Genomic DNA, 21,559 nt, shown 5'->3' with positions numbered 1-21,559 from the left:
TTTGTCTCATGATTTGATAGGCAGTCTTACAATTTGAGAAAGACCCGTCAATATGCACCTAGAACGTCTGATCAACCTCCTGGAGATCATTGCTATCGCAGGGCGTCCGGTTTCAACGCTTGAAGTGCAGAAGGCAACCGAACTGCCCAAACCGACCTGCTACAGGCTGATCCAGACACTGGTTGACCGGAAACTCCTGGATCAGCCTTCCGACGATGGAAAATACGTCGTTGGTGAACGCCTGATCCGCATTGCGTTGCTGGGTAAATCGGACGTCGATGTCCGGCGCTGCGCGGCTCCGCTATTGAAAGCCGCAGCCACCAAATTCAACGAAACGGTTTTTCTGGCGCGCTTCCGCGACAGCAAGGTGGAAATTATCCATGTGGAAACCCCTGACGATCCGGCGCGCGCCTTCATTCATCCAGGCCTCGGCGTTCGTCCGATGCATGCCTGCTCCTGCTCCAAGGCGATTGCTGCGTTCGCCGAGCCCGATTTTCAGGAAGAAATTCTGTCCCGCAGCATGAAGCAGTACACCGAGCACACCAAGATCACCAAAGCTGAACTCCGGGCTGAATTTGAGGAGATTTCAAAACGGGGATTTGCCGATTGTGATCAGGAAATAGACTTGGGCATCGCAAGCGTCGCCGCACCGGTTTCGATCGGGAATATCGGCGCAACCTTCAGTGTCGGTGCAGTGGGTCCCATTCGCAGATTTGGAAAGGATTATCGACTTGAGATCGGCCAGAAACTGACCGGTCTATCGGAAAAGATCAGTGGAGCCATTCAACTCTGCAACGTTGCGGAGGTCTAGCCAAAACACTGATTTTGAGCCCGGTCACGGGCTGGAACTGCGTGTCCGGAATGGCGGCATTGCTACCAAAATGGGAGGAAAGAATGAATCTCAGGCCAGATCCTACATTCCATGCATCGCCAAAGCTGGCGATGCAGGCACCAGTCGAAAACTATGCATTCACGGTGATGCTCAGTCCCGACGGATCGCAATCCGACGGCATAGCCGTCATTGACCTCAATCCGGAATCCGGCACCTACGGGCAAATCGTTCACCAGGTGATCGTGCCCAACAAAGGAGATGAATTCCATCACTTTGGCTGGAATGCATGCTCTTCAGCACTGTCGCCGCTTTCAGGTCACGCGTTTCTCGAACGGCGCTACCTCATTGTTCCGGGCATCCGTTCCTCTCGTATCTATGTGATAGATGTCAAAGAACCTTTGAAAGCGAAGATCCACAAGACAATCGAGCCCGAAGAAGTGTTCGCCAAGACCGGATACTCCCGCCCTCACACCATCCACTGCGGGCCTGAGGGGATCTATGTCAGCTGTCTTGGCGGTCGCGGTGAAGACGGCACAGATGGACCTCCGGGTATCTTCATCATGGACTGCGAAACCTTCGACATCATCGGTCAGTACGAGATGGATCGGGGCAAGCAGGACAAGCACTATGATTTCTGGTGGAACCTTCCGCAGGACTACATGGTCAGTTCTGAATGGGGCTTGCCGCCGCAGTTCGAAAACGGTGTTGTGCCAGAAGATCTGTTATCCAACAAATATGGCCATTCGATCCATTTCTGGGATCTGCGCAAGCGCAAGAACATCCAGACAATGGACTTTGGCGAAAACCACCAGATGGCACTGGAAATCCGACCGGCTCACGACCCCACAAAGTCCTACGGGTTCTGCGGCGTCGTCGTCGACACCACCAATCTGCAAGGTTCAATCTTCACCTGGTGGCGCGACGAAGACGGAAAATGGCAATCCAAGAAAACCATCACCATAGATCCGCGTCCGGAAAAGGCTGAAAACCTGCCGCCGCTGTTGCAGGGCTTCGAAGCTGTTCCGCCCCTTGTGACCGATATCGACCTCAGCCTCGACGACAAATATCTCTACGTCGCATGCTGGGGTCTGGGTGAAATGCATCAGTATGATGTTTCCGACCCGATGAACCCTGTTTTGACGGGCAAGGTTGAATTGGGCGGCATTGCTAGGGGAGCCAAGCATCCCAACGGCAAGGATTTCGCCTATGGCCCGCAGATGGTGGAAATCAGCCGCGACGGCAAACGCGTCTACTGGACCAACTCGCTTTATTCAACCTGGGATGATCAGTTCTATCCCGGGACGGAAGGCGGCCAGATGGTTATGGCACGTGTCGGTGAAAACGGCGGACTGGAACTCGACAAGGAATTCTACATAGATTTCCCGAAAGGCTTGAGGGCACACCAGATCCGCCTTGAAGGCGGCGACTGCTCAACAGACAGTTTTTGCTATCCTTCGGTCTGACGCATGACGGATCTCGCAACGGTGACGGCCCTGTGGTGGGCCGTCATCATTTCCGGCATCTATCACGGCGTGAACCCTGGCATGGGATGGCCATTGGCTGTTTCAGCGGCATTGATGGAACGCGACCACAGAGCGCTGCCAAAGGCGTTGGCGCTTCTGGCCGGAGGCCATTTCCTGGCAATGATCTGCATCTTGCTGCCGTTTTCTCTATTGCTGTTTCTGGTCGCGTGGGAAACCGAAATAAGGATCGGCGCAGGCCTTCTGGTGATCGCGATGGGTGTCTACCTGCTCATCAATCGCAGACATCCGAAAATGCTGGCGCGTGTCCATCCAGCCCGTCTGGCCTTCTGGTCGTTTCTTGCGGCAATGGCGCATGGGGCTGGCCTGATGCTCGTGCCTATCTTTCTCGGCATTTGCGAGGCAGGCGGTCTGGATGAAGGCCATCTGGCGGCACAAAGCCTGATGAACAACAATATTGTAATCGCTTTTCTGGTGGCAGCCGTTCATACCCTCGCCATGATGGTGTCCGGAGGACTGATTGCCCTATTCATCTATCTTTGGCTGGGTTTGAAGTTCCTCTCAAGAACCTGGTTCAACCTTGATCTTGTCTGGGCGCTCAGTCTTGTCGTCGTCGGTGCATTCGGCATCTATTCAGCCTACGCTGGCCATTGACCTAATCAATCGACCCGAACGACGCCACGCGGGAACCGGTCATGCTCGTCAACGGCGCTGCGCACACTTGACAGGATCAGACCCAGGGTCATTTCAGCGACCAAGTACCGGAACCCTGGAGCGCACGACAGAACCTCTATGTCGCTTGCAGTCATGCCTCGGGCCAAGTGACGCTGGAAATACAGAAACAGGAGCACGACGGATGTAACCACAATGACTGTGCAGCTCGAAAGCCCATCATGTCGCGGGATACTGTGCCCTGAAAATTCGACAACCCAACCGGCAGAGTTCGCATTTCATCCTGGGTCAACAGCAGCAACCGAAGCAAAAAGCTCGTTCGAGCTCCGCAAGAACTCAGGCAAGGCCGTGGTGACGACCACAGGCAGGGCGATAGGCATGATCACGCGCCGATAGATCTGAGACTCAATAGCACCGTCGATATGCGCAGTTTCGTGAAGTGCCTTTGGCACGGCTACGAAGTAAGCGGTGAACTTGAAGACGAACACTGGGGCGGAAAGGGCCAAGGTGCAAAGGACAACGTCAGGGCTCCCCGGTGAGGATGTTGCCAGTGCTTTGAGACCGAATGGATCAAGCATTTGATTGATCTCACCAGAACGCTGGTACATCCGGCGCCAGATCGTCGCGACTGCAATTGGCGAGATCACAGCGGGAAGAACGATGCAGGTCTGGAAAGATACGGGCATACCAGCGGAAATAGACGAGAGGTTTGCTCACAAATTTCGTGACAAGGGGCCATTGCGTGATCGGTCGCCCCGTTAAAGCCCTATTGACGCCACGCGCTAGCCACTGAAGCGGACTAAACTAAAAATTGTATCCATAAATTCATCTCTCAAAAATTGATCTTGCAAAGCTCAAACGCGAATGCAAGTATAGGTAATTATCACATCATAATACAATTAATAGTTGAATTATGATGTGAATCTCGCAAAAGATGAAGGTTTGCAACTGGCGCCGACGGATGGGGCGGCAAATGGTTTTTTTGCGTCCCGATTGGCCACTTGAAACCCTTCACAGATAGTCACCCCAGAGCCTGTCACGCAGGGAGACCTCGAAATGTCCACTCCGAACGAAGCAAGCGAACAATGGTGGATTAACGACCAGACCCCGGATAACCCTTTTGGCAAAAGCGAGGATTATGAAGCCTACCTTGACTACCTGGGCGCATTGTCCCGCAGCCTGACACCGGACATTGCAGCCGCGCCACTTGTGATAAATGTTCAGGAACTCAACAATCATCCCGACTACAAAGCCGCAGCCATTGGCGCTTTGGAGATGTGGTCCGCCGTCACCCCTCTCAAATTCGAGATCGTCGATGATGAGCCGTACGATGCCGAGACCCAATGGATGGAGATCGTCAGTCCGGAACTTGGCGAACAAAGCGATGGCAGTGCCTTTTCAAGCGACCGCTATGTCAGTATTGGCCAGCGATTTCATGACACGGAACCGAACAAGACCGATGTCGGAGGCTATGTCTTCGACAGCTTCATTCACGAATTCGGTCATGAATTCGGCCTGAATCATCCCGGGCTCTATAACTACAGCGGCCCGGGTGGTGTCCAGATCAACTATCTGAACAATGCCACCTGGATCTACGACCGTCAGCAATACACGGTCATGTCCTATTTCGACGGGATTGATGTCGGTGAAACCTCGCGCTGGTCGGCCTCAACCCCGCTCGTTGCAGACATTGAAGCAGTGATCCGCCGCTATTTCTCGACTGTCGATGACGATGGCGAACGCACCTATCAGCAGATCGACCTGAATACCGGAGACAACGTCTACGGCTACAACAGCACACAATACGGCTACCAGCTAACCTCCGAGGGCATGCAGCACGATATCGGTTTTGTAATCCACGATACAGGCGGCGAGGACACAATCGATTTTTCAGGCTCGACAGCTGCAACAATTCTTGATCTGCGAGCCGGTCAATTCTCCAGTGTAAATGGCCATAGAAACAACGTTTCCATCTTTGCCGGGCACAACGCCGATCAGAGTGCCTACTACATCGAAAACGGCATCGGCAGCAGCTATGACGACATTCTGATTGGCAATGATGGCAACAACGTCCTGGATGGCCGCGCCGGTGGCGATCGCATGGCAGGATACGGAGGCGATGACGTCTATTTCGTCGATTCCGCCGACGACATCGTGCATGAAGAGGCAGATGGCGGCAACGACACCGTGATCGTGCTGTCGAAAGACCTCGATGTCGGCGAAATCGCGAATGTCGAAAACATTATCTATGTCGACGGTTCAGTCGTTCCCCCAGCAGATGTCGCAGACGAAGCCCAAACAGAAACCGCAGGTTCGCTTTCCAGTATCCTGTTTGGTGATGAAGGCAACAATACCATTGACGGCGATGCGGGCGGCGACACGATATTTGGCTTGGGCGGCGATGACCTCATCATAGGGGGCCGCGACACGCTGGCGAGCCGCGACATCAACAACACCATTGCGGTGGAAGATCTTGAAGATCAGACGGAAAGCGACGACGGCAATGACGCGCTTTATGGCGGCGCCGGAAACGACACAATTGTCGGTGGTGCGGGCGACGACTTACTGGACGGCGGCGATGGCGACGACCTGCTGAGGGGCCAGGACGGCGCTGACATTTTTCGAGGCGGCGCGGGCGTCGACACGGTCGACTACAGCACGGAAAGTCCCTTCCAGCTGCTCGTCAATCTTGAAACGAATGTCGCCAGCGGTGGCACGGCATCCGGGGATACTTTCGACAGCATTGAAAACCTGATCGGTTCAGACGACCGCATTGACCGGTTCATTGGCACCGCAGCAGCAAATCATTTCTGGGGCCGCGGAGGTGGCGACTACTTCAATGGCGGAGACGGCGATGACATTCTGGACGGCGGCAATGATGGCGACATCCTTTATGGAGAGGGCGGCAACGACACTCTGATCGGAGGTTCCGGACAGGATTACATGAACGGAGGAACAGGGATCGACACCGTTGTCTATTCCGGAAGCTCCAGCGGTGTAACGGTCGATCTTGCCGGTGGCACAGCTTCGGGAGGCGACGCAGACGGCCCCGTGCAGATTGTAGGACGCGGGACGGCCATCCGGCATGACATCATCGTTGATGTCGAAAACGCTGTCGGCTCCATCTTCGGCGACCATCTCATCGGCAATGAAATGGCGAACGAACTTTCCGGCGGATCTGGCGATGACACGCTGACCGGAGGTAACGGTGAAGACATGCTGAATGGCGGTTCCGGCAGCGACACAGCAGACTATTCTAACGCGGCCAGCGGCGTCAGGCTTAATCTGGCCAAAGGGAATTCTGAAGGTGACACATATGTTTCGATCGAAAATCTCGCTGGGTCCGGGTTTGACGATCGGCTGAAAGGAGATCGATCAGCCAATACTTTGACCGGTCAAGGCGGTGACGACATCATTCGTGGTGGCGGCGGTGACGACATCCTGTTCGGTGACTTTTCCGACCAAGGCGATGCCATTCCGCGCCCGGGCATGGGAACCGGTTACGCCACACTCGGAGGAGACGCAACAAACAACTCGATCGCCACGGCTTTCGATATTTCGAACAACTTCTCCTTGGCGGAAGATCCGGACATCTTCGATTCAACCTCTGTCCTGCATACGACTGTCAATGCCACGGGAAACGGGAAAGGTGGATATTACAGCATCAATCTTGCCGCCGGGACGATCCTGACGATCGATATCGATGGGATTGCCGATCCAAATGTTCATGACAGCTGGGTTCGATTGCTGGACAGCAATGGCGACGTGGTCACTGAAAACGACGACGGAGGCGGCGATCCCGGTTCCACGAGCAACCGGGATTCAAGCACAGTTTTCATTGTCGAGGAAACCGGTACCTACTACATTCTGGAAGGCAGCTGGACCAGCAGTGCGCCCGGCAATGGCTGGACGGAAGCTATCCCGGAAGGGTCCACTTACAAACTCAATGTTTCGGTAGAATTTCCACCGGAACCGGTCCAGCCGGGCGAAGCGGGAAATGACAGGCTCTTTGGTGGCCGAGGCGACGACATGCTGGACGGGGGGCTCGGATCTGACATCCTCGTCGGCGGCGCAGGTGAGGATTCTTTCCGCTTTTCGACCGAGCTTGGAGCTGAGAATGTCGACCAGGTTCGCGACTTCGATACTGAAGCGGACATGTTCATGCTGGACAGCAGTGTCTTTTCAGAAATCGGTAATACAGGCCTTCTTGCGATCGGTGCATTTCAGTCCAATGCGGCAGGCGTGTGTTACGACACCGACGATCGCATCGTCTATGATACGGACGATGGGACACTGTCCTATGACGCCGACGGGTCAGGCGACCTTGCAGCCGTGCAATTCGCGCAGTTGAACCCGGGTCTGGATCTGTCAGCGCAGGACTTCGTTATCGTCTGACGGATTTGAACAGGGCGCTATCAAGCGCCCTGTGCCACGCAACACTGACTGTTCACCGAACCCCATCGGCGACAACCCGTATGGAGGCATGTGATGAAGCACTCAATCAATCGCCGCACAATGCTGACCATCGTCGCAGGAGCATCGCTTTGTGCAAACCTGCAGGTAACTGCTGCACAAACTCGCACCATAGACGGCACGCTCAGGTATCGTGACATGAAAATCATCCCGAAAGGCCAAGTCGAAGTCTTTCTCAAAGGAAGTGATGCGAATGCGGACCCAGACACTGTCAAAACGCTGCTAACCAGCGATGGCTCTTCGCAATACATCACCTTTTCCCTGGAGCTGCCCGCCGGCACCAAAATCTCGAAAGTTTCTCAGATTGTCGCCCGGCTGGAGCGTGAAGACGGTTGGCTGCTGGCACGCGGCAGCGCCAGCCTGACGGTGCAGACACCCGTCAACATCACACTCAACACAGTCATGTATTGAACGATAGGTCATTCAGGTGTGGAATGATGCTCTCTTGCGTTGCGTTTGCGGGCTGCGGCTTGCTCTTTTCAGCGCCAGATCAGTCTGACCGGAGCCCCAGTTTTTGGAGCAACCTGTCCCGTTTCATCAGCCACCAGCCTGACTCGATTGGCCACATCTCAAATGAGGTGTCATCGCCAAGAGTTTCGGCACTGCGCAAAGGCCAATTGGGGTCGTCCAGCAGCTCTCTTGCAAGGGCAATCATGTCTGCCTTCCCTTCCCGGAGGATGTCCTCGCAAGCTTGCGGGTTCCATAAGAATCCCACTGCCATCGTCGCAATGTCCGCCTCTTTGCGCACCTTCTCGGCAAATGGTGTCTGGAACCCCTCCTCGATCTTCATTCGGCGCGGACGTTCTTTGCCGCCAATACCACCCGTCGAGCAATCGATGAGATCGACGCCAGCTTTCGAAAGCGCGATTGCGGTCCTGACCGTATCTTCGGCTTCCAGACCTCCTTCAAGCCAGTCGGTAGCCGACAGGCGGAATGCCAAGGGGTAATCTTCCGGCCAATGGGCGCGAATTGACTTCGCGACTTCGACCGCGAACCTTGTCCGGTTTTCAGCAGAGCCGCCCCAACGGTCGGTGCGGCGGTTTGAAATCGGAGACAGGAACTGATGGACGAGGAAGCCATGGGCCGCATAAACCTCGATCATCTTGAACCCTGCCTTGTGAGCCCTTTCAGCTGCCTCGCCAAACGATTGGACAATGCGCTGAATGTCCTCTTCGGTCAGTTCATCTGGTTCTGGCCATCCGTCTGCGTAGGGGATCGCGGAAGGTGCGCAAGCCCGCCACGGATCTTCGCCTCTTTCGGTGCTGTCTTCCTGGTCAACCGGCGTTTCGCCATGCCAGGGGCGCTTTTCCGAGGCCTTCCGGCCGGCATGGCTCAGCTGAATACCCGGTATTGAACCTTCTTTGCTAATAAACTCTGCAATAGGTTTGAGGGCGTCGATCTGAGCATCGTTCCAGAGACCGAGGTCGCCATGCGTGCGCCTCCCGTCCTTCTCCACGGCAGTTGCCTCGGCATAAACCAATCCGGCCCCACCGAGGGCGAACCGGCCAAGATGCACCATGTGCCAATCGTTCGCATGGCCATCGACCGCCCGGTACTGGCTCATGGGAGAGACGGCGATCCGGTTTTTGAAAATGACGTCACGAAGCTTGAATGAGGTGAAAAGTTTCGACATGCATGTCTCCGCCGCGGTCCGATTGTCACCGAGAGCTACCGGGCACTTCCGGCAACCTCAACCAGCTTGAGCAGAATCCGTCTTGAAATGAAGTTCACTTTTTTGACAGGTTGCAGAAGGGTTTAAGTTTGTATTGCGTAAAAAACAGCGCCCCCTGAGCAGCGAAGGTTCTGCAGAACCCGTCGCCCCGGCAGTGGAAACTGCGCCATCTGATCAGGCGGACTTGATCCCATAATTGGCGACTGCCCCAAGAACCTCATCGATTTGTTCATCCGACAGAATATGGGGTTTGCCAACTGATTGACTGACGATATAGGCATGTGCCAGGACTTCCAGCTCTTCCATACGCCAGAGCGCCTTTTCCAGTGTCTCGCCAACGACAACGGCCCCGTGATTTGCCATCAGGCAGCCGTGACGAGAGGTCATCGCACCTGTGACATGTTCGGACAATTCGTCGCTCCCAAAAAGCGCATAGTCCGCAAGCGGCACGGTATTGCCACCGAAAATCGCAACCATGTAGTGACATGCGGGAATGGCCATGCGGTTGATGGACAACGCGGTACAGTGAACCGGATGAGCATGAACAACAGCATGCATATCGGGCTTGTTGCGCAGAAGCGCCTGATGAAACTGCCACTCGGTCGACGGTGGGAAAGGTCCCTTGGCCTTCCCTTTGCCCTGGATGGGAACCGTCGCCAGCATTTCTGGTGTCATCCTGTCATAAGGAACACCGGAGGGGGTAATGATCATTTTCTTGCCGGCACGAACGGATATGTTACCCGATGTGCCCTGGTTGATGCCCCGCTGGTTCATCTCCTTGCAGGTATCGATGATCGCCTGCCTGAGTTTATTCGTGTCCTTGTAAGGTGCCTTAAGCATATTCCGCCGCCAGTTTGAGCAAATCCGCCGCCGTGCTTGAGCATGTGGCGATATGAGTGGCGTATCCGCCGCGAATGGCCGCCAGCATGGGCTCGGCCCGATCCGGACCTGACCCGACCAGCAGGCCCATATCCTTGTTGCGCATCTGATCAAGCGTAACGGCAATCATGCGATCTTCGATGTCCCGATTGAGGCCCTGGCCGTTGTGGTCAATCAGCCTGCCGCATATGACGCCAATGGCACCTTGTGCCGCACAGGCATCAATATCCGCCCTGTCCAAAAGGCCGGTGTGAACCACATGGCTGTCGTCGCCACAGGTTCCGCAGGCGAAAATCGTCTTGTTGCAATTCGCGACGGCCCGCAGTTGCGCTTCGATAACCGGCTCCTGCCGTAGCCTTTCAACCAGATCCTTGCTCGACAAGACCAGGGGCACATGCAGGTTGACGCAGTGGGCGCCATAGCGCCTGGCGAGCGTCGCCGAACAGGTTTCAGCTGCGAAACCGAGAGCCGCAGGGCGGGACCCGACAAGTTGGACGACAGTCAGGTTCTCCATGGAAATGCGCGGTGCCGCCTCAGCCACCCTGTAAACCGTCTCGCCCCAGGCAACACCGAGCCGGTCACCCGGCTCCAAAAGCCCTGGAAGCCAGTCAGCGACAACACGGGTCACCCGCTCCAGCGATTTTTCGGCACCGTCAGGTGACGATGGAATGACCACGGCATCACGAAGACCGAACCGGTCGACAAGGCGTCGCGCCAGATCCTGATTTCGAAAGACATCCGTGTCGAGAGATATGCGCACATAGTCCCGCTTGCGGGCTTCAGCCAGGTAATTGACAACCGTCGCCCGGGAAATACCCAGCCGTTCGGCGATCTCGTTCTGGTTCATGCCGTCCTGATAGTAGCACCAGGTAACCTCAACGATTGCGTCTTCCTGTGGGCGTGCACGTGCTGACTGGCCGCGGGTCCCGCTCCTGCCGTCCGTTGGCCGGGACTTGGACGGGCTTGGGCTCATGCTCTCTTGGCGACCTGCGCAAGATCTGGAAACAATTCCGCAAGCCCTTCGGCGCTTGCCTCGCAAATCCCCCGTTCGGTGATGAGGCCTGTCACCAGATGGTTCGGTGTCACATCAAACGCCGGATTGCCGCCTGCAGTCCCGATCGGAGTGACTTGCACCTGACCGATGCTCCCCTCCTCCGTCAGGCCCTGTACATGGGTTACTTCCCGTTCCATGCGTTCTTCGATCGGAATTTCGGCGACACCGTCATCAACGGTCCAGTCGATTGTGGGCGATGGCAGGGCGACATAAAACGGGACATTGTTGGCCTGTGCGGCAAGTGCCTTCAGGTAGGTTCCGATCTTGTTGCAAACGTCCCCTCTGCGCGTGGTGCGGTCCGTTCCTGTAATTACCAGATCCACCATTCCATGCTGCATCAAGTGACCACCGGCATTGTCGGTGATGTAGGTGTGCGGAATGCCGTGACTCCCGAGTTCCCACGACGTCAATGCACCCTGATTGCGTGGACGTGTCTCGTCGACCCACACGTGAATTGCGATGTTTTCGTCATGTGCCTGATACATGGGGCTCGTCGCTGTGCCCCAGTCCACGGTTGCGATCCAGCCGGCATTGCAATGGGTCAGGATGCGCACGGGATCTCCATCCCGTTTGCCGGCTGCTATCTTGCGAATGATTTCAAGACCGTGCTGACCTATGCGGTGGTTGATGTCCACATCCTCGTCCGAGATCTCATGTGCAAGCCGCAATGCAGACGCGGAGCGCTCGTTTTCAGGCAGGGCCTTCAAAGCAGTCCGGCACCGATTGAGCGCCCATCGAAGGTTGATGGCAGTCGGCCGCGTCTTGTCCAGAAACGCCCAGGCACTGTCAAGATTTGCATCGGAAGGATCAGTCGCTGCAGCAAGGGCCATGCCATAGGCAGCCGTGGCCCCGATCAGCGGCGCACCACGCACACGCATTTCGACAATCGCATCGGCAAAATCTTGAAGCGTTTCAACATGCTGCACCCGAAACTCGTGAGGCAGCCAGCGCTGATCGATTATTTGCAGCGCGCCTTTGTCCTCATCCCACCAAAGCGAGCGGTAGTGGGTTCCGTTGACCTTCATAGGATGTCCTTCTTGTTGACTTGGCGTGCAAGCGTCAGCAACTCGTCCAGCGAGCCACACTTCCCGGCATTGAGGATCAGTTCCGCGCCCATATGTAGGTTCCGAGCTTCCAGTGCCGCCTTGAGACCGTTGTCTTCGATCTCTTCGAAATCCGCGTTATGCGCCAGCGACAATGTCCTGCGATGCATTTCGATCCCGCAGAACCCGAGCGCTTCCGTCCAGATTTCCAAGAGGAGGTCGGCACATGCATCGGCTGACTTTTGTCCCTGCCCCTCGAATAGCGCTTCGGGATAAAGCATTCCCGTTCGCTCGCTCTGCCACAGATGCGTGAACTCTTTTTCAAACGTATCGACGATCTCCTCGACCACAGTCAGGAGCCATTCCTGATAATCGTCCAGATCGTCTTTTGTCCTGTGCGCCGGTTGGCTGAAATAGGCCATGAAGAAGTTCGCAAGCAGCATCCCGATATCGAACCCCATCGGTCCGTACTGAACAAATTCCGGATCGATAACGCGGCTTTCGGTATCGGTCGACATGATCGACCCGCTGTGAAGATCGCCATGCACCATCGTCTCGGTGTTGGAGGCGAATTTCATCAGGTGGCGCTGCACCTTTGCTTTCAGCTTGGCATCTGAGCGCAAACCGGCAACCACAGGACCCAAAGCATCCGTATGGTGGTTCATCTCGGCTTCATAGTAGGGATCAGTGAAGACCAAGGCTTCGGTAATCGCCGGTATTTCAACATTACCGGCAAATAGTCCGACATCTTTTTTCTTGTCGGCGCTCTTCATGGACAGTTCGGACCCGCGGAAAGCCGTCCGTGCACAGAACTTTCCCAGAAAATTGCCAAGGCCTGCAACCTTGTCGCCATCGATCAGCTTTCGACGCAGGATCTTGTGCGGCGACAAGAACTCCATGACGATCAGCGCTTGCGTTTCATCAAAATGATGGACAGCCGGTACCGAGCCAGGGTCGCGTTCGGCTTGTCGTACCAGGGCGTGATTTTCAAAGAAGGCCCGGTAGAGCGGCAATGGCCAGCTGTCGCCGACGAGACGCACATATGGCAATGCCTGCTTGACGACGACGGATCCTTTCGGGCCCTCAACGATGAAAACCAAATTCAGATTGCCGTCGCCAACTTCACGCACTGTCCAGAGAGCGGGATCTGATCCGACGCGTTTTGCCACAACGTCGATCGATGCAAGACGGGTTCCGAGCGTCTCCGGCGTTAACGGTCGATACTGGTCAGGCGTGTCCATGACTGCAAATTTTCCTCTCTTTTCCGTCCCGATAATGATCAAGATTATTCAAAAGTCAACCAGGTTGACAAATGACTATTTTGCATGCTGTAACTCTATTAAAGGGAATAAAAGCCCTGCAAAATTTTGGGAGGAACGGTGCAAAACGTCACCTGCAAACTCCGCGGTCTGGAAAAGTCCTTCGGACAAAATCACGTCCTGAAGGGCATTGATCTGGATTTGCGGTCCGGAGAAGTTACGGCATTGATGGGAGCCAATGGCGCGGGCAAATCCACGCTCGTGAAAGTGTTGTGCGGCTATCATTTCGCTGATAGCGGCGACATTGAGCTTGGCGGCGAACCCTTTTCACCGACAGACGCGGCCGATGCCATATCCAAGGGTGTTGTTACGGTTCATCAGTCCATCGACGACGGCGTGATCCCGGACCTGGACGTGGCGACGAACCTGACTCTCGACCGGTTGACCGAGCCCGGTGTCGGATTGTTTGTCAACGACAGGAAACTGAGAGCAAAGGCACGCGAAGTCGCCGAAAGCATGGGCCTGACCATGGACGTTCGCATGCGTGTTGCCGATCTGGATGTTGCCGACAGGCAGATGATCGCAATCGCTCGCGCCATGGCCCGCTCACCAAAACTGCTTATTTTGGACGAACCCACATCGTCCCTTTCGTCATCGGAGGCTGAGCGCCTCTTTGCCCTGATTGATAGACTGCGAGCGGAAGGGGTGGCGATCTTGTATATTTCCCACCGCATGTCCGACATTCGGCGTATCGCCGACAGGATTGTCACAATGCGCGATGGCGCGATCTCGGGCCTCTTCGAAACTGAACCTCTCGATTATGTCGGTGCGGTCAATGCGATGCTTGGACATCAGATGACCGAAGTGGACATCGATCCAGTACAGGGTGGACGCCCGGTCCTTCAGATTAAAAACCTGAAACTGTTCGAAGACAGCCGGCCGATCGACTTCGAAGCGCGAGAGGGCGAGATTGTCGCCTTTACCGGATTGCTCGGATCCGGAAAGACCCAACTGGCAGAAATCATCTATGGGCTGTCAAAGCCTTCCGGCGGCAGTCTCCTGCTGGATGGCAAGGAATATCTGCCGACGGGTGCAGGCGACGCGGTTTTAAAAGGCGTCTTCATGTCGCCCAAGGACCGTAGCGTGAACGCTGTCGTGCCCGACTTTGATATCGCCAACAACATGACGGTGCCATTTCTTGGCGCCTTCAGCCGATTTTCGTTTCTGGGCGACAAAGCGCAACGCAAAGCAACCGATGACATGATCGATAGGATCGGAGTAGTTTGCCAGTCCAATTTCGACGGCATCGACACTTTGTCCGGCGGCAATCAGCAAAAGGTCATGATTGGCCGCTGGTTGCTCAAGGCCTCTCGCATTCTGCTACTCGATGAGCCTTTCCAGGGTGTCGATATTGGTGCGAGGCGCGACATCGGAAGGTATATCCGGCAAACAGCTCAGAACCGAACAACGCTCGTCTTTGTCGCTGAAATCGACGAGGCCCTGGAAATCGCGGACCGGATCGTCGTCCTGAACGAGGCGGCAATCGCCGGCGAATACATCAACAAGAATATCGACTTGAACAGCCTGGTTGCGGATGTGTCCGGCCCCGGTGAGCGGCTGGCTCTCGCAGGATGAAATTTGGAAAATGAACAAGAACGCACTCGATTTCGCTATCAAATACGGCTTCCTGATCCTGCTGGGCGGGCTTGCGCTTTTCTTCTCGATCTACGCGAGCGGATTTGCCAGCCCGCGCTCGGCTGTCTTTATTTTGCAGTCGGTAGCCATAACAGGCATCCTGGCACTCGGTGTCACCTGTACTCTGGTCGTAGGCGGTTTTGACCTTTCTATCGGCTCGGTCGCGACTTCTGCCTTGATGCTATCTGCTTATACGATGGTCATCCTCGAACAATCGGCCTTTGTCGCTGTCGCACTCTGTCTCATCATGGGGGCACTCGTCGGGTTGGTGAATGGCCTTTTGATCGTCAAGATGCGTGTGCCTGATCTTCTGGCCACCCTTGGCATGATGTTCCTTCTGATTGGCCTTCAGCGCATTCCAACACAGGGCAATTCCATTGCGACCGGAATGAGCCTCGAGAACGGATCTGTTGCCGAAGGCACATTTTCCGCGGCTTTTCTCTGGCTCGGCCGTCATCGGTTCGATCTGTTCCTGGACAGGCTCGTGCCTGTGCCCGTCGTCGTCTTTCTGCTGATCGCTCTCTTGATCTGGCTGTTTCTCGGATACACCCGGCATGGACGCCTGATGTATGCGATCGGTTCCAATGAAAGAGCAGCCGGTCTGGTCGGAACAAATGTCCACCGCTACAAGATTGTTGCCTACATGATTTCCGGAATGCTGGCCTCGGTTGGCGGAATTCTGCTCGCAGCGCGTCTCGGCCGCGGCGACATCGCATCGGGCAACAACCTGCTGCTCGACAGCGTGGCCGCCGCCCTGATCGGCTTTGCGGTTCTCGGCGCGGCTCGCCCGAACGCATTCGGCACGGCTGCAGGTGCGCTCTTTGTCGGCATTCTTCTTCAGGGTCTGACCATGATGAATGCCCCTTACTACATGCAGGATTTCGTCAAGGGAGCTGTGCTGGTCGCAGCCCTGGTCTTTACTTTCTACCTGTCATCGCGACGCGGAGGCAGGAGAACTGCGTGACGCCCGCCGGGCGCCGTTCATATTGGGAGGAAACAATATGCTCAGACGTGAATTCATGAAGCTCGCCATGGTGGCCGGCCTGGGTCTTGGCAGCGGCAGCGCGCTTGCAGCCGACATGCCCGCGCCATTCGACAAACCTGAGGACGTGAAGATCGCACTGGTCCGCTATCTTTCAACAGGCGACTTCTTCCAATCCTATCTCTCGGGCGTGGAAAAGCAGGCCGAAGCCCTCGGGGTCGATCTGCGCGTCCTTGACAGCCGCCAGGATGCGGCCCTTCAGGCGGATATGGTCGATCAGGCAATCGCCCTCGGCGTTGACGGGATCGTCATTCAACACGGTTTGACGGAGTCCATGAAACCGGCCGCCCAACGGGCCGTCGATGCAGGCATAAAGGTTGTCGCTTTTGATGTGAATGTCGAAAACGACTCCATCCCGCAGGTTGAGCAGTCAGACTATCTGCTTGGAAAAATGGCACTCGAGCAGGCGATCAAGGACAATGGCAACAGCTTCACGGCTGGCTATGTCTACGTGCCTGGCATCGCCCCCTTGATCGGCGGGACGTTGCCTGGAAGGAAGTCAAGAAGGACAATCCGGGCATCAAGGAAGCTGCGATGTTCGGCACGCTCGACAATCCGATTGCCAACTCGGTTGCCAATCAGGCGCGCTCTGTGCTGCAGGCCAACCCGACCATCAATGTTGTCTTCGCACCCTATGACGAGTTTGCGAAGGGTGTGAAAATCGCCGTTGATGAGGCAGGCCTCAGCCAGGACATCAAAATCTATTCAGCGGATGTCTCCACTGCCGATATCTCCGCCATGCGTGAGCCGGACTCTGCCTGGGCCGCAACGGTTGCCACCAACCCGGCCGTCGTTGGCGAGGTCAGCGTACGCACGCTTGCGCTTATGCTTGCCGGAGAAGATCCGGGCAAGCAGGTCATCGTTCCGCCGACATTGATCACGCAGTCCTTCCTGAACGAGCAGGATGTGCGCAACATGGAAGACCTCGGTGAGAAGATGCCGCAGTTCCAACATGCTGACGTTTCCGTTGCTGAGTGGATCCCGCTTCCTGCGCGATAGGTCCGATCAAACCAGTTGGAAAGAGCCCGGCGATGCGTTGCCGGGCTTTTTTTGTGAAGCAGTTCACACACAATCCTTGGCTGGCATCTTGAAATCCGAGCATATTGGAATTCCTATGAGGTCCGGGATGTTGTAATCCGCTCCCCCTTATCGGCGTTCATTCCGGCAAGTAGGACAATTGGCCAAGCTTAAAGACATCGCTGAAATTGTCGGCACCTCGATCGCAACGGTATCCAGGGTCCTGAACAGGGATGCCACGATCTCCGTTTCGCCGAAGACCCGTGCACGCATTGTCGCTGTCGCGGAAGAGCTCGATTACAAGCCGCTGAAGGAACGCCGGAACATTTTCGCTGCTGGGCGGGGGTCTTACCGCTCGAAGGTTTCAGAAATATACCTTGAACTTGGAGAACGCTGGAAGCACGTCTCCGAAGGGTCTTACTATTCAAGACTGAAGAACGGTGTCGAGCGCCGGTGTCTTGAGCTAGATGTCCACGTGGTAACTGTTAAGTGCCTCTATCCGGAGCTTTTCCAGCCTGACGGCAAAACGCGGGGCGCCATTGTCGTAGGACAAGGGTCTGGGATCCACCGACAGGCACGGGACTTTTGGCAAAACCTGATCGTTTTTGCTGATTTCTTGCCCGAGGAACCCGATTTTGACAGCGTCGGGCACGATCTTTACTCCGCCACCGAACAGCTCATGACCGGATTGACGTCCAAAGGCTATCGCAGAATTGGTTTCATCGGCGGGTGTTCGCTTGGAGAACATCCTGAGATTTATGAAGCACGATTTGAAGCTTATAAGGACTGGCTGGGGACAAAGGATTCATTCGACAGCTCTCTCGTCTCTCTGGCAGGCAACACGACGGATAACGGTCTTGAATGTACGCGTGAGTTGCTTGCCGTAGAACCAAGACCTGATGCCATTGTGGCTTGCACCGACGACATGGCGGTTGGAGCCTACAAGGCCGTCCGGGATGCCGGTCTGAAAATCGCGCAGGACGTAGCGGTGGTCGGGTTCAACGACAACCCTGCTTCGGAGCTTTTGGACCCGGCCCTGGCAAGCGTTAGGCTCGCGCCGGAGGAGATCGGAACTTCTGCAGTCAATCAGCTGCTGGAACGGCTTTCAGGACGCGACATCGCCAAGAAAGTCGTCATTCAGGCTCCGATAATCTGGCGGAATAGTGTGAAGTAAAACTCTCATCAAAAATTTTAGTAAAATTTTACTAAACAGACACTCGGTGCCGTCCCATTCTTGTCGAACTTGAGGATTGCAATAGCCGTCCCACTGGCAATTGCCCCCTCAGGTAGTTCCGGTTGGGTGGATCCAATGGCGCATCCGCCCGACCGGACCCACGTTTTCCGCCGGACAGGACCACCAATGCCCAAGAAACTGAATTTCTGTGAAGACTGGACCTTCGTCGCAGGTTTTGAGCCGCAAATGGCAGGTCAGCACCTCGTCGGTGAGACAGTAAGATTACCGCACACTGCCGTCGAATTGCCGTTCGATTATTTTGACGAACGCTCCTATCAAAAACCCTTCACCTATCAAAAGAAGCTGCAATGGTCCGACGCCTTTCAGGACAAGGAGATCAATCTCGTTTTTGACGGTGTCATGGCGAATGCATCGGTCTTTTTGAACGGGGTGCAAGTTGCCGGACACAAGGACGGTTACACGCCTTTTGAAATCCGGTTGACAGAGGCATTTCGCGACGGCGAATGCCTGATCACCGTATGCGTGGATGGATCGGAAAATCCGGACATCCCACCCTTTGGCGGCCGTATCGATTACCTGACCTATGCCGGTATCTATCGCGAAGCCTGGCTGCAAATTGCTGACAGTATCTCGATCAAGACAGTGAAGATCGAGACGCAAGACACACTGAGCGAAGCACCCGGTGTTTTTGCCAGGATCTGGTTGAGCAATCCTGCTCAAACGGCGGTCAACGGTCAGCTTCATGGGGAACTGGTCTCCCCTGACGGCGAAATCATTGCGGCGAGCACTACAGACCTTGCTGCCCACCAGATTGCTGCTCTGGCGTTCGAGAATCTAAAAAACATATCGCTATGGGACCTGGACAATCCTGCCCTCTATACGCTTCGCCTTGCAATGCGCGCAGATGGTTCAAAAGACACTTTCGAAACAGTCTTTGGCTTCCGCACGGCAGAATTCACACCGGCGGGCTTCCTCCTCAACGGCAGGAAGGTGAAGCTGATCGGATTGAACCGGCACCAGTCGTTTCCCTATTCCGGTTACGCACAAGGGCGCGCTTCACAGGAACGCGATGCCGAACTGCTGAAGGAAGAGTTGGGCTGCAATATCGTCAGAACCTCTCACTACCCACAATCGCCATGGTTCCTGGATCATTGCGACAGGATCGGACTTCTGGTTCTGGAGGAAATACCCGGCTGGCAGCATATTGGTGGCGAGACCTGGAAAGACGAAGCTGTTCAAAATGTGCGGCGCATGATCGAGCGGGACTGGAACCATCCCTCCATCGTACTCTGGGGTGTCCGCATCAATGAATCTGCTGACGACGACGCCTTTTATCAACGCACCAATGCGCTTGCCCGGGAACTGGACAGGACAAGACAGACGGGTGGAATTCGCAAAGATACCGAAAGTTCGTTGCTTGAAGATGTCTATACATTCAACGATTTCGTTCTGGGATCGTTTGAAGATCCTCGTGTCAATCGTCCGCGAACGCCGCTGAGAGACCGGAAGGAAACCACGGGACTTGTGAAACCGGTGCCCTACCTCGTGACCGAATATAATGGTCACATGTATCCCACCAAGATATTCGATCAGGAACAGCGGCAAATAGAGCACGTTACCCGGCACCTTGAAATTCTGAACGCTGCTTATGGTGACGATGCCGTTTCAGGCTGCATTGGCTGGTGCATGTTCGATTACAACACACATCAGGATTTCGGATCGGGCGACAGGGTTTGCTATCACGGTGTCATGACGATGTTTCGGGAAATGAAGCTTGCAGGTTACGCCTATGCAAGCCAGACCAGCCCGAACCGCAAGGTGATATTGGAGCCTGTCAGTATATGGGCGCGTGGTGAACGCAATATTGGCGGCACACTTCCGCTTATGGTGTTGTCGAACTGCGATGAAATCAGAATGACCTATTCCAATGGCAACAGCTTCGAGATCTTCCGCGACACAGTAAACTTTCCACATTTGCCGCATCCACCGTTCTGCCTCGAACTGAGTACGGAAGCCGAAGACGCACTCGGGGTCTGGGGGCATGATTGGCCGGATGTCGAATTTACAGGCTACTTAAATGGCGAGCCGGTCGTAACGCGGAATTTTGTCGCCAACCCTCTGGCAACGGAGTTGCGTCTGGAACCTGATCGGATGACGCTCAATCCGGACCACAATGAAACGCGTGTTCTGGCAAAGGCTCTGGACCAGGTCGGCAATCCGCTCACCTTCTTGAATGACAGCGTTTCCATCGAACTCGATGGACCGATTGAACTCATCGGGCCCGAAAAGGTCGCCCTGAGAGGTGGTGGCACCGGCTTCTGGGTGCGTGCGCAGTCAGGTAAGAAGGGGAACGCGCATATCAGTGTGAAAACGTCCAGGTTTCCCGAAAAGAGGCTCACTCTTCAGGTCGAGTAGCCCTGCCCGTATCCCCGATCGACAACTTGCTGCTACTCAATCGTCGAAATAGTCCGAGTGCCGTATCTCAAGGTCAGCCAGGACTTTCAAGATGGAGGAGAAATGCAATTCGCCAAAACGCACCGCTTCAGTAAGGTCCCGGGCGCAAATTGCTTCAAAAATCCGCGCATGTTCGTCCTTTAGAAATCCAAGATGGTTCTTGTCCCTGAGCGACAAAACACGCAGACGGTCGAGAACCATCTTTTCTTTCTCCAGCACCTGTGCGGCGCGTGGAAATCCCGTTGCTTCGGCAAGTTCAAGGTGAAATGCGTCGTCCAGGTTTCCAAAGACGACTGCATCGCCAATGGCGACAGCATCTTCCTGCGCATTCAGGTTTTGAAGCAAGCGATCGTGGGACGCACTGGGCAAACCGCCCGAGGCCAGGCGGCGAATATTCGCCATCTCAAGGGCTTCCCGCAAATAGCGGGCTTCCAGGATTTTTTCTTTGTTGAGCCTGGAAATAAAATTGCCTCGGCTGGGATAAGTGACCACCAGCCCCGCCTCGCGAAGGCGCATGAAAGCTTCTCGAACAGGGGTCCGGCTGGCTCCGAATTTTGCTGCAATTTCGGCTTCGGAGACAATGCACCCGGGCCGTAGATCCATATTCAGGATGGCGTGTTTTATTGATCCGAAGATCTGATCGCCCGCTGGTTTGGAAGCGTCAATACGCTTGAATTCCAAGTCCGTGCGTGCCGGACTATTGGCACTTGTCGTCATTGTTTTTCAACCAAATTGATACAGGAAAATTCCGGATTCTTACCTACCGGTATACCGGTACACGCATCTATTTA

Annotated in this window: 17 protein-coding genes and 1 pseudogene; 10 read left to right on the top strand and 8 right to left on the bottom strand. The window is 55.3% G+C overall.

Going from position 1 to position 21,559, the window contains the following annotated elements:
- Nucleotides 1–52: 52 nt before the first annotated feature.
- From ACZ1HV_RS22105 to ACZ1HV_RS22095, 3 genes are all read left to right on the top strand, one after another.
- Nucleotides 53–811 carry an IclR family transcriptional regulator gene (locus ACZ1HV_RS22105; RefSeq protein ID WP_472716319.1) on the top strand — a complete coding sequence of 253 codons (759 nt, stop codon included), beginning with the start codon at nt 53–55 and terminating at the stop codon, nt 809–811.
- 83 nt (nt 812–894) lie between these two features.
- A complete protein-coding gene (locus tag ACZ1HV_RS22100) occupies nt 895–2,295 on the top strand; it encodes a selenium-binding protein SBP56-related protein (RefSeq protein ID WP_298812886.1) in 1,401 nt (466 codons plus the stop codon).
- A gap of 3 nt (nt 2,296–2,298) precedes the next feature.
- Entirely contained in the window at nt 2,299–2,967 is a 669-nt protein-coding gene (locus ACZ1HV_RS22095; protein WP_298812889.1) for a hypothetical protein, read from the top strand.
- A 5-nt stretch (nt 2,968–2,972) separates the two neighbouring features.
- Here the strand turns inward: ACZ1HV_RS22095 and ACZ1HV_RS22090 are convergent, their stop codons facing one another.
- Together ACZ1HV_RS22090 and ACZ1HV_RS22085 are read right to left on the bottom strand one after the other, a co-directional pair.
- Nucleotides 2,973–3,122, bottom strand: a complete 150-nt coding sequence (locus ACZ1HV_RS22090) for a hypothetical protein (RefSeq protein ID WP_472716318.1) — start codon at nt 3,120–3,122, stop codon at nt 2,973–2,975.
- A gap of 141 nt (nt 3,123–3,263) precedes the next feature.
- Nucleotides 3,264–3,563 carry an ABC transporter permease subunit gene (locus ACZ1HV_RS22085; RefSeq protein ID WP_472716317.1) on the bottom strand — a complete coding sequence of 100 codons (300 nt, stop codon included), beginning with the start codon at nt 3,561–3,563 and terminating at the stop codon, nt 3,264–3,266.
- A gap of 478 nt (nt 3,564–4,041) precedes the next feature.
- On the opposite strand from ACZ1HV_RS22085, the gene ACZ1HV_RS22080 reads away from it, so the two are divergent.
- On the top strand, nt 4,042–7,380 hold the full coding sequence (locus ACZ1HV_RS22080) for a M10 family metallopeptidase C-terminal domain-containing protein (protein WP_472716316.1): 3,339 nt from the start codon (nt 4,042–4,044) through the stop codon (nt 7,378–7,380).
- Nucleotides 7,381–7,473: 93 nt separating this feature from the next.
- Nucleotides 7,474–7,869 carry a hypothetical protein gene (locus tag ACZ1HV_RS22075; RefSeq protein WP_472716315.1) on the top strand — a complete coding sequence of 132 codons (396 nt, stop codon included), beginning with the start codon at nt 7,474–7,476 and terminating at the stop codon, nt 7,867–7,869.
- 79 nt (nt 7,870–7,948) lie between these two features.
- Here ACZ1HV_RS22075 and ACZ1HV_RS22070 read toward each other — a convergent pair whose 3' ends face one another.
- The 5 genes from ACZ1HV_RS22070 to mtnK form a co-directional block, all read right to left on the bottom strand.
- Nucleotides 7,949–9,091, bottom strand: a complete 1,143-nt coding sequence (locus ACZ1HV_RS22070; RefSeq protein WP_472716314.1) for an NADH:flavin oxidoreductase/NADH oxidase — start codon at nt 9,089–9,091, stop codon at nt 7,949–7,951.
- A 213-nt stretch (nt 9,092–9,304) separates the two neighbouring features.
- Nucleotides 9,305–9,970 carry a class II aldolase/adducin family protein gene (locus tag ACZ1HV_RS22065; protein ID WP_472716313.1) on the bottom strand — a complete coding sequence of 222 codons (666 nt, stop codon included), beginning with the start codon at nt 9,968–9,970 and terminating at the stop codon, nt 9,305–9,307.
- The gene (locus ACZ1HV_RS22060; protein ID WP_472716312.1) at nt 9,963–10,982 is read right to left on the bottom strand and encodes a sugar-binding transcriptional regulator; all 1,020 of its coding nucleotides are present in this window, start codon (nt 10,980–10,982) and stop codon (nt 9,963–9,965) included. Before ACZ1HV_RS22060 ends, ACZ1HV_RS22065 begins: the two co-directional genes overlap by 8 nt.
- Nucleotides 10,979–12,088: an S-methyl-5-thioribose-1-phosphate isomerase gene (gene mtnA / locus ACZ1HV_RS22055; protein WP_298812912.1), complete on the bottom strand. Its 1,110-nt coding sequence runs from the start codon at nt 12,086–12,088 to the stop codon at nt 10,979–10,981. The genes ACZ1HV_RS22060 and mtnA overlap by 4 nt, the downstream gene beginning before the upstream one ends.
- A complete protein-coding gene (gene mtnK, locus ACZ1HV_RS22050; protein WP_472716311.1) occupies nt 12,085–13,347 on the bottom strand; it encodes an S-methyl-5-thioribose kinase in 1,263 nt (420 codons plus the stop codon). Before mtnK ends, mtnA begins: the two co-directional genes overlap by 4 nt.
- 138 nt (nt 13,348–13,485) lie before the next feature.
- Between mtnK and ACZ1HV_RS22045 the strand changes: the two genes are divergently transcribed.
- The 5 genes and pseudogenes from ACZ1HV_RS22045 to ACZ1HV_RS22025 all read left to right on the top strand — a co-directional run bounded on the left by ACZ1HV_RS22045 (nt 13,486) and on the right by ACZ1HV_RS22025 (nt 20,729).
- Nucleotides 13,486–15,000, top strand: a complete 1,515-nt coding sequence (locus ACZ1HV_RS22045) for a sugar ABC transporter ATP-binding protein (protein ID WP_298961489.1) — start codon at nt 13,486–13,488, stop codon at nt 14,998–15,000.
- 10 nt (nt 15,001–15,010) lie between these two features.
- Nucleotides 15,011–16,024, top strand: a complete 1,014-nt coding sequence (locus ACZ1HV_RS22040) for an ABC transporter permease (protein ID WP_298812921.1) — start codon at nt 15,011–15,013, stop codon at nt 16,022–16,024.
- 55 nt (nt 16,025–16,079) lie between these two features.
- Nucleotides 16,080–17,101: pseudogene (locus ACZ1HV_RS22035) on the top strand (substrate-binding domain-containing protein).
- Nucleotides 17,102–17,279: 178 nt separating this feature from the next.
- Nucleotides 17,280–18,293, top strand: a complete 1,014-nt coding sequence (locus ACZ1HV_RS22030; RefSeq protein WP_472716310.1) for a LacI family DNA-binding transcriptional regulator — start codon at nt 17,280–17,282, stop codon at nt 18,291–18,293.
- A 186-nt stretch (nt 18,294–18,479) separates the two neighbouring features.
- A complete protein-coding gene (locus tag ACZ1HV_RS22025; protein WP_472718489.1) occupies nt 18,480–20,729 on the top strand; it encodes a glycoside hydrolase family 2 protein in 2,250 nt (749 codons plus the stop codon).
- 36 nt (nt 20,730–20,765) lie between these two features.
- On the opposite strand, the gene ACZ1HV_RS22020 is transcribed toward ACZ1HV_RS22025, so the two are convergent.
- Nucleotides 20,766–21,485 (bottom strand): GntR family transcriptional regulator, encoded by a 720-nt coding sequence (locus ACZ1HV_RS22020; protein ID WP_472716309.1) that lies wholly within the window; start codon nt 21,483–21,485, stop codon nt 20,766–20,768.
- Nucleotides 21,486–21,559 lie beyond the last annotated feature (74 nt).

Source organism: Roseibium sp. JB4-4, from assembly GCF_055693425.1.
This window is presented reverse-complemented; position numbering and strand designations above follow the sequence as displayed.

Coding starts and splice junctions, on each gene's coding strand:
- ACZ1HV_RS22105 (WP_472716319.1), top strand. CDS start 53: ATGCACCTAGAACGTCTGATCAACCTCCTGGAGATCATTGCTATCGCA.
- ACZ1HV_RS22100 (WP_298812886.1), top strand. CDS start 895: ATGAATCTCAGGCCAGATCCTACATTCCATGCATCGCCAAAGCTGGCG.
- ACZ1HV_RS22095 (WP_298812889.1), top strand. CDS start 2,299: ATGACGGATCTCGCAACGGTGACGGCCCTGTGGTGGGCCGTCATCATT.
- ACZ1HV_RS22090 (WP_472716318.1), bottom strand. CDS start 3,122: ATGACTGCAAGCGACATAGAGGTTCTGTCGTGCGCTCCAGGGTTCCGG.
- ACZ1HV_RS22085 (WP_472716317.1), bottom strand. CDS start 3,563: ATGCTTGATCCATTCGGTCTCAAAGCACTGGCAACATCCTCACCGGGG.
- ACZ1HV_RS22080 (WP_472716316.1), top strand. CDS start 4,042: ATGTCCACTCCGAACGAAGCAAGCGAACAATGGTGGATTAACGACCAG.
- ACZ1HV_RS22075 (WP_472716315.1), top strand. CDS start 7,474: ATGAAGCACTCAATCAATCGCCGCACAATGCTGACCATCGTCGCAGGA.
- ACZ1HV_RS22070 (WP_472716314.1), bottom strand. CDS start 9,091: ATGTCGAAACTTTTCACCTCATTCAAGCTTCGTGACGTCATTTTCAAA.
- ACZ1HV_RS22065 (WP_472716313.1), bottom strand. CDS start 9,970: ATGCTTAAGGCACCTTACAAGGACACGAATAAACTCAGGCAGGCGATC.
- ACZ1HV_RS22060 (WP_472716312.1), bottom strand. CDS start 10,982: ATGAGCCCAAGCCCGTCCAAGTCCCGGCCAACGGACGGCAGGAGCGGG.
- mtnA (WP_298812912.1), bottom strand. CDS start 12,088: ATGAAGGTCAACGGAACCCACTACCGCTCGCTTTGGTGGGATGAGGAC.
- mtnK (WP_472716311.1), bottom strand. CDS start 13,347: ATGGACACGCCTGACCAGTATCGACCGTTAACGCCGGAGACGCTCGGA.
- ACZ1HV_RS22040 (WP_298812921.1), top strand. CDS start 15,011: ATGAACAAGAACGCACTCGATTTCGCTATCAAATACGGCTTCCTGATC.
- ACZ1HV_RS22025 (WP_472718489.1), top strand. CDS start 18,480: ATGCCCAAGAAACTGAATTTCTGTGAAGACTGGACCTTCGTCGCAGGT.
- ACZ1HV_RS22020 (WP_472716309.1), bottom strand. CDS start 21,485: ATGACGACAAGTGCCAATAGTCCGGCACGCACGGACTTGGAATTCAAG.